Source organism: Methylophilus sp. Leaf416, assembly GCF_001424665.1.
In the GTDB taxonomy this organism is placed as follows: Bacteria; Pseudomonadota; Gammaproteobacteria; order Burkholderiales; family Methylophilaceae; genus Methylophilus.
In genome coordinates this window covers 541565-554541 of the sequence record NZ_LMQS01000001.1, presented here as the reverse complement: position 1 = coordinate 554541, position 12977 = coordinate 541565, and the positions used below count along the sequence as shown (strand labels likewise).

General features: G+C 48.6%; 14 protein-coding genes. 10 read left to right on the top strand and 4 right to left on the bottom strand.

The window, feature by feature from the left end:
• Positions 1–7: 7 nt before the first annotated feature.
• Entirely contained in the window at positions 8–1330 is a 1323-nt protein-coding gene (gene pmbA, locus ASG34_RS02645; RefSeq protein WP_055826153.1) for a metalloprotease PmbA, read from the bottom strand.
• Between the two features lie 107 nt (positions 1331–1437).
• On the opposite strand from pmbA, the gene yjgA reads away from it, so the two are divergent.
• Positions 1438–1950, top strand: coding sequence for a ribosome biogenesis factor YjgA (gene yjgA / locus ASG34_RS02640; RefSeq protein WP_229007692.1), 513 nt, complete (start codon positions 1438–1440; stop codon positions 1948–1950).
• A 158-nt stretch (positions 1951–2108) separates the two neighbouring features.
• A complete protein-coding gene (locus tag ASG34_RS02635) occupies positions 2109–2345 on the top strand; it encodes a sulfurtransferase TusA family protein (RefSeq protein WP_088178513.1) in 237 nt (78 codons plus the stop codon).
• A gap of 61 nt (positions 2346–2406) precedes the next feature.
• Here the strand turns inward: ASG34_RS02635 and ASG34_RS02630 are convergent, their stop codons facing one another.
• A complete protein-coding gene (locus tag ASG34_RS02630) occupies positions 2407–4407 on the bottom strand; it encodes a site-specific recombinase (RefSeq protein WP_055826151.1) in 2001 nt (666 codons plus the stop codon).
• Between the two features lie 48 nt (positions 4408–4455).
• A complete protein-coding gene (locus ASG34_RS02625) occupies positions 4456–5256 on the bottom strand; it encodes a PDZ domain-containing protein (protein ID WP_235559638.1) in 801 nt (266 codons plus the stop codon).
• A gap of 121 nt (positions 5257–5377) precedes the next feature.
• Here ASG34_RS02625 and mog point away from each other — a divergent pair, with 121 nt between their 5' ends.
• Genes mog through ASG34_RS02600 form a run of 5 tightly spaced genes read left to right on the top strand, consistent with a single transcriptional unit; the run spans position 5378 to position 8290 of the window.
• On the top strand, positions 5378–5989 hold the full coding sequence (gene mog / locus ASG34_RS02620; protein WP_055826149.1) for a molybdopterin adenylyltransferase: 612 nt from the start codon (positions 5378–5380) through the stop codon (positions 5987–5989).
• Positions 5986–6345 carry a hypothetical protein gene (locus ASG34_RS02615; protein ID WP_235559637.1) on the top strand — a complete coding sequence of 120 codons (360 nt, stop codon included), beginning with the start codon at positions 5986–5988 and terminating at the stop codon, positions 6343–6345. The genes mog and ASG34_RS02615 overlap by 4 nt, the downstream gene beginning before the upstream one ends.
• Complete coding sequence (gene thiL, locus ASG34_RS02610; RefSeq protein ID WP_055826145.1) at positions 6338–7297, top strand: thiamine-phosphate kinase; 960 nt, start codon at positions 6338–6340, stop codon at positions 7295–7297. The genes ASG34_RS02615 and thiL overlap by 8 nt, the downstream gene beginning before the upstream one ends.
• On the top strand, positions 7281–7787 hold the full coding sequence (locus tag ASG34_RS02605; protein WP_055827290.1) for a phosphatidylglycerophosphatase A family protein: 507 nt from the start codon (positions 7281–7283) through the stop codon (positions 7785–7787). The genes thiL and ASG34_RS02605 overlap by 17 nt, the downstream gene beginning before the upstream one ends.
• Positions 7787–8290 (top strand): CinA family protein, encoded by a 504-nt coding sequence (locus tag ASG34_RS02600; RefSeq protein WP_055827287.1) that lies wholly within the window; start codon positions 7787–7789, stop codon positions 8288–8290. The genes ASG34_RS02605 and ASG34_RS02600 overlap by 1 nt, the downstream gene beginning before the upstream one ends.
• Before the next feature lie 5 nt (positions 8291–8295).
• Here ASG34_RS02600 and ASG34_RS02595 read toward each other — a convergent pair whose 3' ends face one another.
• The gene (locus ASG34_RS02595) at positions 8296–8640 is read right to left on the bottom strand and encodes a hypothetical protein (protein ID WP_055826143.1); all 345 of its coding nucleotides are present in this window, start codon (positions 8638–8640) and stop codon (positions 8296–8298) included.
• A gap of 201 nt (positions 8641–8841) precedes the next feature.
• Between ASG34_RS02595 and recA the strand changes: the two genes are divergently transcribed.
• The 3 genes from recA to alaS are packed head-to-tail and all read left to right on the top strand — an operon-like array spanning position 8842 to position 12975.
• Positions 8842–9870 carry a recombinase RecA gene (gene recA / locus ASG34_RS02590; RefSeq protein WP_055826141.1) on the top strand — a complete coding sequence of 343 codons (1029 nt, stop codon included), beginning with the start codon at positions 8842–8844 and terminating at the stop codon, positions 9868–9870.
• Positions 9871–9875: 5 nt separating this feature from the next.
• Complete coding sequence (gene recX, locus ASG34_RS02585) at positions 9876–10349, top strand: recombination regulator RecX (RefSeq protein WP_055826139.1); 474 nt, start codon at positions 9876–9878, stop codon at positions 10347–10349.
• Complete coding sequence (gene alaS / locus ASG34_RS02580; protein WP_055826138.1) at positions 10324–12975, top strand: alanine--tRNA ligase; 2652 nt, start codon at positions 10324–10326, stop codon at positions 12973–12975. The genes recX and alaS overlap by 26 nt, the downstream gene beginning before the upstream one ends.
• Positions 12976–12977: the final 2 nt, after the last annotated feature.

The window sequence follows — 12977 nt, the reverse complement described above, 5'->3', positions numbered from 1 at the left end:
TCTAGGGCTAGTCAGCCGAGGCGACGGTCATGCGATCAATTAATATTGAGCCGGTCAGCTTGGAGCTATTCGGAATAATATCGTTGCCAATCGCAACTATACCTTTCAGCATTTCCTGCATATTGCTGGCAATCGTGATCTCTTCTACCGGGTGACTAATGACCCCGTTTTCAACCCAGTAACCAGCAGCACCACGTGAGTAATCACCCGTAATCATATTCATGCCATGACCAAGTAGTTCTGTCACCAGTATTCCGGTGCCCATGGTCTGTAATAATTGTTCGAGGTTATGACCGGTAGACCGCACTAGGATGTTATGGGCGCCACCGGCATTGCCGGTGGATTGCATGCCCAGTTTGCGTGCAGAGTAGCTGCCAAGCAAATAACCCTGCAGCACGCCATTCTCTATCAGGGTACGTTTCTGGCAGGCAACGCCTTCATTATCAAACGGGCTGCTGCCAGCACCTTTGAGAATGAAAGGATCTTCATCGATATGCAATAACGGGCTGGCAATTGTTTGCCCCAGGCTATCAAGTAAAAAAGAAGATTTTCTATATAGATTACCTCCTGAAATTGCACTCAGCAGCGTACCGATAAGTCCACTTGCCAACGGTGCTTCAAATAACACCGGATACTGGCCTGTCTTGAGTGGGTGGGCGTCTAATCTTTTGACCGTGCGTGAGCCTGCGATTTGGCCCACTTGCTCTGGTGACTCCAGGTCCAGCGCATCACGCGCACTGCTATACCAGTAATCGCGTTGCATCTGGTTGTTGGATTCGGCAATCACTGAACAGCTAATGCTATGGCGTGAGCTAGGGTAACCGCCAACAAAACCGTGACTATTTGCGTATACAAATGCGCCATTTTGGCTATAAACGCTGCCGCCTTCACTATTGCTGATGCGCGGGTCTACTGCAAGTGCTGCTGCTTCACAGCGCCTGGCTAATTCCAGCGCCTGATCGACATCGATAGCCCACGGATGGTGTAACGACAAGTCCGGGAGTTCTTTTGCCATGCATTCAGCATCGGCCAGGCCGCAAAAAGGATCTTCTGCAGTATATTTCGCAATATTACAGGCGGCTTCGACGGTATCTTTAAGCGCCTGTAAACTAAGGTCAGAAGTGCTGGCATAGCCTTTTCTCTGCCCGAAATACACCGTCACCGAACAACCTTTGTCACGGTTGTACTCAATATTTTCAGTCTCGCCCTGGCGGACAGAAACATTCTGGCCGGTGCCGAAACTGACATCGGCCTCGGCACTGCTGGCCCCTGCCTGCCTGGCCAGTTGAATAATATCTTCAGAGATTTGTTTGAGTTGTTCCAGTTGCATGCTATGAGCGCTTGTTTTTTGCTTGGCAATTAAAGCTGGTATCATACCGTGATTTGGCAGAGATTGCTTTTACCATAACTGCACAACCGCGAATGATAGCTAAACCCATGGAAGATTCCCAACCCAGTAAAACCAAATTAAAAGCAGAAGCCGATGCCGCGCAGGAGATCGGACGGCAATTACTTGAACTGCCAAAAGAGAGATTAAAAAAGTTACAACTGGACGAAGCCTTGAGTGACGCGATTGCCGAAGCAAAGCGCTTGACTGCCAACGGGGCTATCCGCCGCCAATTGCAATATATTGGACGTTTAATGCGTGACATTGACCTGGCGCCAATCGTAGAGCAACTGCAGAAATGGGAAGGTAAGCATGTGGAAGAAAATGCCCGCTTTCACCAGATGGAACGCTGGCGTACACGCCTGATAGAAGACGCAAAGGCGGTTGAGGCATTTCTGGTGGAATATCCGCATACCGATGTGCAGCATATGCGTACATTGATCCGCAATGCGCAAAAAGAGCTGGCTGCCAATAAGCCGCCCAAGAGCAGCCGTGAGTTATTCAAGATGATACGGGACCTGGCTGAAGGTGCTACAAACGCGCCGGATGAACATACCGAATAGTGGTTAAGTTGGGGCCGTAAAGTCAGACGGCTAGCTTGTCGTTTAATGCAAGTTTATATGCTGCCTGTAAAGTGGGTAATTTTACGGCTCCCAATAATGCACTACAATTTAAAAAAGTACCTGGCATTTGCCGAAGTACTGTCTATCTAGGGGTTATCGTGAAACAGAACGTTGATTTAGAGTTGGATTTAACAGGGCTGGAAAGTCCTGAACCGATGTTAAAAACCAAGGAAGCAATAGATAAACTGTCCATTGGCCAGATTATCCTGGTTAAAACAACAGCACTAGGTAGCGAGCAAAATATCCGTAACTTGATTACCAATCATCCGGTGACCTTGCTATCCTTTAAAAAGGAAGACGGCATATTTCACTTTGTAATAGAAAAAACTTCCTGATAACAAAAGCTCCACATAGGAAACAAAGAAATCTATTAAATAGCCACTAAGTTGCTTTTACTTAGTGGCTAGTTTTCTCAAGTCTAGTCTCCATCCCCATCTTTTTAGGTGGCAAAAAGAATTTCCAAGGTTGGCGATAAAGCAAAGTCAGTAATTCCAGCGCAAAAGCTTTCCAATGCCGGTAGCGTACTTGCCGTGATTTCATGGCGACAAAAATGGCTAAACCAAAGCTGGTCAGCAAGTTAATGGTCGCCACCACAAAAATCCCGAGTAAGGCTGTACCAAGCATGTAATAGGTGATCTGGAAATCCAGTGCAGAAAATGCATAGCCCGAGAATGCCGCTACAAAAGTCACGTGACGGATATCCAGAGGTAAGCCAAGCATCACTCCCAACCCGGAGGCAAACCCAAGTAGGCAGCCAAAATAGAAGTTACCGGCCAGTGCGCCCAGATTATGGCGTATATATTCTGAAATACGGTGCAGGCGCGCTTTCCCCAGCAGGCGTTGTAAAAACGGCAGGTGGGCAATACGTTCAGGAATGCGGTTATAAGCCGCCAAATTGTCATGATAGCCCGCAATCAGGCCGGACAAGAACAGGCACACACCAGCCACTGCAGCATACAGCGCGCTGAGGCTGATCAATGGATTGTTGGAGTCCAGCAAGATATTGGCTTTGGCCTCACCTATAAAATGATGGCCGCTATATTGCACTACCAGCCAGTCGATAAACATTGCCATCGGAATCACGACGATCACATTACCCAGAATGGCGATTGTCTGGCTGCTGGTCGTCTGCGCGACAATGTTGACCAGACTATGTATATTTTTGCTATCGTGCCCGTCATCATCAATCGCTGATGCAATTGTTGCCGCCGTCATCGCCGGTTGTTTGGTGGCAACTGTGAAATGCAGCAGATGAATCAGGACAAACCCTAAGCCATAATTCAGGCTAAAGAAAATGGCTTCGGCAAGCGGGGCAAAGTGATAGCTGGCGATGATGATTTTAAACATGGCCATAAAGGCAATAATGACCCCGGCGCCCATGGCTGAACCCATCAGCTTGAAATACTCCTGCCGATGCTGTGCAATGTAATGCTCACCGGTGTGGCTGGCGTTTTCAGTCACGCGCAGGGCCAGTAACTCGGTGTTATGACGCCAATATTCGGACAGGTTATTCTTTTTACACTCTGCATATACCAGTTGCTTGAACAAACGCGTAATCGCATCACTGACATCATGCTTGAGTAAAAGCCCGTGCAGAATATCCACTAATAATTGCATGCGATGAATTTGCTGCTGCATTCTTTGCATCAGGGCAGTCAGCGAAATGCTGGTACCGGTCTTTGCATTCGCTTTGCGGATTTCATCGTTAAGGTTCTGGCAGCGTTTCAATACGTCATAAATATGCTGTATGTCGTCTGCAGTGGTAGTGGTGAGCGACAGAAATTTCTGGATTTCGATATTCTGGGTGATGAATGGCGAAGTGTTATTTTCCAGGTCTTCATGCTGCAAAATAAGCTCAGGGTCCAGGCCAGAAGCGGATAAGCGGTAAGAGAGTACCTGTAATGCATCTTTCAATTCTTGAATGCAGCTCTCCTGCTGCAAATCATTTCCTTCACCTAATGCCAGGGTATGTATAAAGTCGCGCCATACGGTATTTGGCACGCCGGTTACCCAGTTGGCATCATGAGTGTGGTGAAAGACTTGGCCAAATTCATCTTTCAGGTATCTAGGGTCTGGGACTTCAGGTAATAATTTATGGGAAAACCGCCGGTAGATTTCAGTAAAAAATCCTAAGTCAGACTGGATGCCATGCTCGGAATACAGTGAAATCACACTTTTTTCGTTCAAAAGGCGCAGGATGCTGTTTCGCAATTCCAGGGCAAATGAAGGTTGCTGTTGTAGCAAGAAACACAGCGCCTGTATCGACTTGCTTGCACTTTCGGTATCGCTTGAGTGACGAGGGCGAATATCATCAAGCAGCGCCCGTAAAAACTGGATGTCGTCGATATGACCAGACGCTATGCGGGCTGCCTGATGCTCGAACGTAACTTGAAACATTTGAAACACTTTCTATTTAATATGATGACAGTTCAGAATGGCTCGCAGTTAAAGGGCGACTTTTAACGAAAGCTGTTCAGATTGCCGTTGAATTTTTATGGTGACCGTATTGCCTTTGAAGCGTCTCACCAGGCTGGATAAAGTCGCAGCATCATTTACTTTTTCCTGGTTGAGGCTCAGTAACTGGTCTCCGCGCAATAACCCGCCTTGCTCTGCAGCAGAGCCATGTATCACAGCAATCACTCTAACGCCTTCATTGACATCAGTCGCCTGGGCTTGTTCATCCTGTTGAGAAGATTTACGGGCAACCAGTTTAATCACATGCACGCCTAGCACTGGCGGCGGCAATTTGGCCCAGTAGGTTGCGTAATAGCGGTATTTGCCTGGGTCTATCGCCATATCTTTTTCAGTCAGCGATTGGCCTTTTTTGACGGCTTCTTTAATCACTTCCATCTTGGAGGCCGGTGTCGCATTACCGGATTTTTTAACATACACCAGTATGGTATCCGCCTGGATATTGCGTCCATGAACAATCGCCTGTTCGGGTGCGATGTCTCCTGCTTCAAACTCACTCAGGCCCATCAGGTCATAGCCGTTTTCCAGCATTTTGATATTGTCGGCATCACGACGGGTACCAATAAGTAATTGCGGCTCGGGATTGTTTTGCAGTGAATGTAAATTACCCTGGTTTTGTGCCTGGTAATTGGCAGCATAAGGGTTTTCATTTGCCAATACTGTTTTCGAGAACATCAGCAAGGTAATGATTACCAGCGAAGGCAATAGAATAAACCACTGGCGAGGCGAGGCGGCTCGACCTGTTACACGCGCTGCTTTGCATAAGACTTTCATCTGACTCTCCATGACGAATGACACCTTTTCAGCTTACTGATGTGTCGGGTAATGTTATGATGTGCTGGTACATTAACACAGACCATCTCAATACAGACCAACTTAACATAGACCTCAAGTTATGCAACAACAATTCACGCGCATTGGGCTGGTTTCCATCAGTGATCGCGCTTCGCAAGGCGTTTATGAAGACAAGGGCATTCCAGCATTGTCTTCCTGGCTTGAAAAAACCCTGACTTCACCTTTTGAAATCGTGACCCGCTTGATTGCCGATGAGCAGGCCACCATTTCAGACACACTCAAGCAATTAGTCGATGAAGAACAATGTCATTTGATCCTCACCACCGGGGGCACCGGACCTTCGGTTAGAGATGTTACCCCGGAAGCCACGCTTGCAATTGCAGATCGCGAAATGCCTGGTTTTGGTGAGCAAATGCGTCAAATCAGTTTACGCTTTGTTCCCACTGCCATTTTGTCACGGCAGGTGGCAGTGATTCGCAAGCAATGCCTGGTAATAAACTTGCCAGGGCAGCCAAAATCAATTCAGGAAACGCTGGAAGGATTAAAAGATGCCGAGGGCAATACATTGGTGCCGGGGATTTTTGCAGCGGTGCCATATTGCCTCGATTTACTGGCGACAGTCAATCAGCCTATGCCGTATCTTGAAACTGCAGAAAGTATTGTTAAGTCTTTTAGACCCAAATCTGCCCAACGTCAAAAAACGAATGAATGATGAATTACAAAAAGATTTCCACCCTGATTTTTATCACCTGTTTCAGCATATTGACCTATTTGTTATTAATGGAAATGCCGCCATCTAATGATGTCTCCATCTACAAAGACAAAATACAACACATTATTGCTTTTGGCGGTGTGACGTTCTGGGGCCTGATGGCTTTCCCAACGCACAGACTGTCTATCGCGATTGGATTGACGGTGTTTGGTGCATTAATGGAAGTGTTGCAAGGTGTGCTGACAACCACACGTCAGCCCAGCGTCTATGATTGGTTCGCAGATTTAGCAGGCATCAGCTTGGCCTGGCTAGTGATAGTTTCGCTAGAACGCTGGTGGAAAAAACGGCATGGCTGAGTTTGATCTTATCGCTCAATACTTTACCCGTCCGGGCACAGCAGATGTGAGTAATCCCGATTTGGGTATTGGTGATGATGCAGCATTGATCAGCGTAATGCCAGGCTATCAACTGGCTGTCTCTGCCGACATGTCCGTATCAGGGACGCATTTTTTTGCTGAGGCTGATCCTTACTCAATAGGGTGGAAAGCCCTGGCGGTCAATATCAGTGATATGGCAGCCATGGGCGCCAATCCTAAATGGGCAACATTGTCGATTGCTTTGCCGGAAATCAATCATGACTGGTTGCAAGGTTTTAGCCAGGGCTTATTCGCCTGTGCCGATAACTATGGCGTCTTAGTGATTGGTGGTGATACCACGCGCGGACCATTAAACATAGCGATTAATATTTTAGGTGAAGTGCCGCTGGGCAAAGCGATTAAGCGTAGTGGGGCGCAGGTTGGTGATGATATCTGGGTCAGCGGTACGCTAGGTAAAGCGGCATTGTGGTTGCAAAATAAACTGGGTAAGCTTGATTTGCATGCGGAAGATGTAGCGAATTTTGCGCCTGCCATGCATCAACCACAACCTCGGGTGACCCTGGGGCTGGCATTGCGTGACATCGCGCATACAGCACTTGATATTTCAGATGGCTTGCTGGCGGATTTGAACCATATCCTCCAGGCTTCCGGCAAAGGCGCCGAGCTTGATTGGGCGTTATTCTCCAAACCTCAATTGGTCAACAATATTGCGCAGTCAGTACTTCAGCAGGCAGTGCTGGCTGGAGGCGATGATTATGAATTATGTTTTACTGTATCTGCGCAGCGACGTGACGAAGTATTGGCATTATCAGACAAACTTAATCTGCCTTTAACGCGGATAGGTAGTATTACCGAAGCAACTGGCCTGAACGTCACGGATGGTGAAGTTCAGATCGAGTTATCGCAGAAAGGATATTTGCATTTTGGCTAACCACCGTTATCCAGCCACTGATCCTGACTGGGCGCTGCTTTTCTCGCATCCTTTGCATTTCTTCAGTCTGGGACTAGGTACTGGGCTGTTTCCCAAAGCGCCAGGCACAGCAGGCACGCTGTTAGGTTTTCCGTTATTCTGGGTCATCATGCACTTGCCGGAATCGCAACAATGGCTGGCTATTCTGTTGATGTTTATATTTGGTATCTGGTGCAGTGCTTTTACCGGTCGCGCGTTAGGCGTAAATGATCATGGTGCCATTGTCTGGGATGAAATTGTCGCCATGGCAGCGATTCTTATCACCGTGCCATTGACCTGGGGCTGGGGATTGGCCGCATTTGTGTCATTCCGCCTGTTTGATATCTGGAAACCGTTTCCAATCAGTTGGGCAGACAGGCACGTCAAAGGTGGCTTGGGTGTGATGCTGGATGATGCACTGGCAGCAATGATGGCAATCATCGTTTTGCAACTGATTAAATGGTCGCTGTAATGGATGACCTCGAAACGTTAAGCCAAACCGTGGGAAAAGCGTTGCAAGCTAAAAATTTGCAACTGGCTCTGGCTGAATCATGTACCGGTGGCATGATTTCACAAGCGATCACTGCTATCGCCGGAAGCTCAGGCTGGTTTGACCGTGGCTTTGTTACTTATAGCAATGAAGCAAAAACAGAAATGCTAGGCGTGCCTGAAACCCTGATTGGTAAGCATGGCGCAGTCAGTGAACCGGTCGCTCAAGCGATGGCTTTAGGCGCATTACAACATAGTCGCGCCAATATCAGTGCTTCCGTGACCGGCATCGCTGGCCCAAGCGGAGGTTCTGTGCAAAAGCCAGTGGGAATGGTTTGTTTCGGCTGGGCGATAAGCTTCAACAACAAGCAACCGAAAAAACTGCTGGTAGCAACACGCTATTTTGATGGGGATAGAGCAGACATTCGTCAACAAGCTGCCAGTTATTCACTGGCAGGCTTGCTAACACTGATTAAAGAAACCTGACCGCGCTAATGGTGATGGTGGTGGTGACCATGGTCATGACCACGTCCCCAACCGCCGCGGGGGCCTCGGTCATAATTCCGGTACCCGCCGTTACCATAACCAAACTGGATAAAGCCGGGTGCTGGTGGCGCATAACCGACCGCTGGTGCACCGTAGTAAGTACTATGCGGGTGACGATAAATTACCACTGGCGGTGGTGCGTAATACACCGGTGGTGGCGCGTAGTAAACGGGTGGAGCTGCATAAGGGTTACCCACTACTACACCGACTGACCAGTTGTTATCAGCATGGGCAGATAATGCTGCTATGCTGCTTAATGCAACACCTAAAATGTATTTAACGATCTTCATAAAGGCTCCTCTCACGGAAAACGATTAAAGCATGATGGCTATTAAACGTGTATGCCTTATTACGGTTGACAATTCACTACACTAATCGTTCGAATGCCATATCACTGATGGTCGATTTATGAAATAATTAGCAGTTATTTATCTGATTATATAGCGTTTAAATTAAAAACGCATTTTCCCCTACATACAGAAGGCAACACCATGGATGACAACAAAAGCAAAGCACTCGCCGCCGCACTTTCCCAGATTGAAAAGCAATTTGGCAAAGGTTCCATTATGCGTATGGGCGATGCTGATATCGGTGAAGATTTACAGGTGGTATCAACCGGCTCGTTAGGCCTGGATATTGCCCTTGGCGTCGGTGGTTTGCCGCGTGGCCGTATTGTCGAAATTTACGGTCCTGAATCTTCAGGTAAAACCACATTGACCTTGTCAGTGATTGCCGAAATGCAGAAACTGGGTGGCGTTGCTGCATTTATTGATGCCGAGCATGCGCTGGACCCGCAATACGCAGCCAAACTGGGTGTGAATGTGCCTGATTTGTTGATCTCGCAGCCGGATACGGGCGAGCAGGCGCTCGAAATTGCAGATATGCTGGTGCGTTCCGGTTCAGTGGATATCGTGGTGGTCGACTCGGTTGCCGCCTTGACTCCACGTGCCGAAATTGAAGGCGAAATGGGCGATAGCCACATGGGCCTGCAGGCACGCCTGATGTCGCAAGCTTTGCGTAAATTGACCGGCAATATCAAACGTACCAATACGCTGGTGATCTTTATTAACCAGATCCGTATGAAAATCGGTGTCATGTTCGGTAACCCTGAAACGACCACTGGCGGTAACGCGCTTAAATTCTACGCTTCTGTTCGCCTGGATATCCGCCGTACCGGTGCCATCAAAAAGGGTGATGAAGTCACTGGTTCCGAGACGCGCGTCAAAGTGATCAAAAACAAGGTCGCGCCTCCATTCAAGCAGGCTGAATTCGACATCATGTATGGCGAAGGTATCTCCCGTTTGGGCGAAGTGATTGAGTTAGGTTCTAACGCCAAACTGGTTGAGAAGTCTGGCGCATGGTATAGCTACAAGGGTGAAAAAATCGGCCAGGGTAAAGAAAACGCCAAGGAATTCCTGCGCGAAAACCCGGCCATTGCCGCTGAAATTGAAGCGCAGATTCGTGCCAATTCCAACATCCTGGCAGATGGCATGACTGCTGCCAGAACTGAGGATGATTAAAGCATTTGCGTGAGCAGCCTGCAAAGTCACTGCGTCAGCGTGCCCTGGAATATCTAAGTAAAAGGGAATATTCCGAGGCTGAACTGGCGCAGAAACTGAAAGCCTATGCCAATGAAGAGGATGATATTCCTGCATTGATTACTGATTTCAAGACGCGCGGCTGGTTAAGCGATGCCCGCTACACCGAGCAAATGATACATGCCCGTCAGGTGAAGTTCGGCGCTGCACGTGTGGCTAATGAGCTAAGAGAGAAGGGCGTTGACGATGCTCTGGTAGCCGAGGCAGTGGCTGTATTACAGGTCAATGAAGTGGAACGCGCCAGTGAAGTCTGGCGCAAAAAGTTTAAAGCGTCCCCGACCACGCGTGAAGAATGGGCTAAACAAGCCCGTTTTTTACAGAGCCGGGGTTTTACGTTTGATGTAATCAAGAAAATTTTGAATAGACACGCAGAAGATGACATTCCAGAAGACTACAGTTAGTTACGGAAGTAAACCTTCCAGCAAGCAAATCCGCCAGGCATTCCTGGATTTTTTTGCTTCTAAAGGCCATCAGGTGGTGGCTTCCAGCTCGCTGGTGCCACATGGTGACCCCACCTTGTTGTTCACAAATGCGGGTATGAACCAGTTCAAGGATGTGTTCCTCGGTTTTGATAAACGCGCTTACACCCGTGCCGCTTCTTCGCAAAAATGTGTGCGTGCAGGTGGCAAGCATAATGACCTGGAAAACGTGGGTTATACCGCGCGTCACCATACATTTTTCGAGATGCTGGGTAACTTTAGTTTTGGCGATTATTTCAAGCGCGACGCAATTACGTTCGCTTGGGAGTTACTGACTCAAGTATACGCCTTGCCTAAAGAGCGCCTGATGGTGACGGTCTATGCTGAAGATGATGAAGCTTATGACATCTGGAACAAGGAAATCGGCGTGCCTGCTGACAAGATTGTACGCATTGGCGACAACAAGGGTGCGCGTTATGCCTCAGATAACTTCTGGATGATGGGCGATACCGGCCCATGCGGCCCCTGTACCGAGATTTTCTATGATCACGGCGATCATATTCCTGGAGGCCCACCAGGCAGCCCCGATGAAGATGGTGACCGTTTTATCGAAATCTGGAATAACGTGTTCATGCAATTCAACCGTGATGAAGCGGGCGTCATGCATCCTTTACCTAAACCTTCGGTAGATACCGGTATGGGCCTGGAGCGGATTTCTGCGGTATTGCAAGGCGTGCATGCCAACTACGAAATCGATTTATTTCAGGCACTGATTAAAGCCGCGGCACGTGAAACTAAAACTGCCGATTTGGAAAGCCCTAGCCTGAAAGTGCTGGCTGATCATATTCGCGCCTGTTCTTTCCTGATCGCTGATGGTGTGATTGCAGGCAATGAAGGTCGTGGCTATGTGCTGCGCCGTATCATTCGCCGGGCGATTCGCCATGGCTACAAACTGGGCTGTCGTGCTGCATTTTTCCATAAGCTGGTGGCAGATCTGGTGCTGGAAATGGGTGAGGCTTATCCTGAATTGATCAGTAATCAAGCACGTATTACACAAGTGCTTAAACAGGAGGAAGACCGGTTCTTTGAAACAATCGAAAATGGCATGCAGATTCTGGAAACAGAATTGGCGACCAAGCCAGCGGTATTCAATGGTGATCTGGCGTTTAAACTACATGACACTTTCGGGTTTCCGCTGGATTTAACTGCGGATATTTGCCGTGAACGCGGTGTTACTGTCGATACGGCCGGTTTTGATGCAGCCATGGCACGCCAGAAAGACCAGGCACGTGCGGCCGGTAAATTCAAAATGGCACTTAACCTGGAATATGCAGGCCAGGCCACCAGTTTTCATGGCTACGAAAAACTGGAAACACCAGCCAAAGTATTAGCCTTGTATAAAGACGGCAGCCCTGTTAAATCATTGAATGAAGGCGACCTTGGCGCAGTCGTGCTGGATGACACCCCTTTCTATGCCGAGTCCGGCGGCCAGATTGGCGATAGTGGTGAGCTTAAATCTGCTAATGGTATTTTTGAAGTGGAAGATACCCAGAAAATCCAGGCAGCGGTATTCGGCCACCACGGGGTGCTGAAAACCGGGACCCTGTCTGTGGGTGATGCTTTAACGGCCAAGGTCAACCTGCAAGCACGCCACGCGACCATGCGTAACCACTCAGCCACACATTTAATGCATAAAGCGTTGCGTGAAGTGCTGGGTGAACATGTGCAGCAAAAAGGCAGCCTCGTCGATACTGAAAAAACCCGTTTTGACTTTGTGCACAATTCACCGGTGACCGATGCACAAATCGCCAAAGTGGAGGCGCTGGTCAATGCCGAGATTTTGACCAATACCGACACACTGGCAAAACTAATGGATATTGAAGCCGCTCAGCAAACAGGTGCCATGATGCTGTTTGGGGAAAAGTATGGCGATGAAGTACGCGTGTTGGATATCGGGACTTCAAGAGAATTATGCGGTGGGACACACGTGAGCCGCACTGGTGATATAGGCCTGTTCAAAATCACATCTGAAAGCGGTGTTGCTGCGGGCGTACGCCGTATTGAAGCGACCACTGGCGAGGGTGCACTCAAACTGGTGCAAGCGCAGCAAGTGCTGATTAATAAGGTGGCTGGTGAACTCAAAGCACCTGCACACGAATTACCGGCCAAAATTTCCCAGGTGCTGGATAACGTCAGGTCCCTTGAAAAAGAACTGGCGCGTCTGAAATCGAAATTGGCCAGCGCGCAGGGCGATGACCTGGTGAACCAGGTGCAGAATGTCGATGGTGTTAACTTGTTGGCAGCGACTCTGGAAGGTGCTGATGCCAACGCCCTGCGTGAAACCATGGATAAACTGAAAGACAAACTCAAATCGGCCGTGATTGTGCTGGCAAGTGTGTCTGACGGCAAAGTCAGTTTGGCTGCAGGTGTGACTGCGGATTTGATTGGCAAGCTTAAAGCTGGTGAGCTGGTGAACCATGTTGCCGGCCAGGTAGGTGGTAAGGGTGGCGGTAAGCCAGATATGGCAATGGCGGGCGGTACAGATGCCAGCAAACTGCCACAGGCATTAAGTAGTGTACCTGAGTGGGTAAAACAAAAATTACATTAATT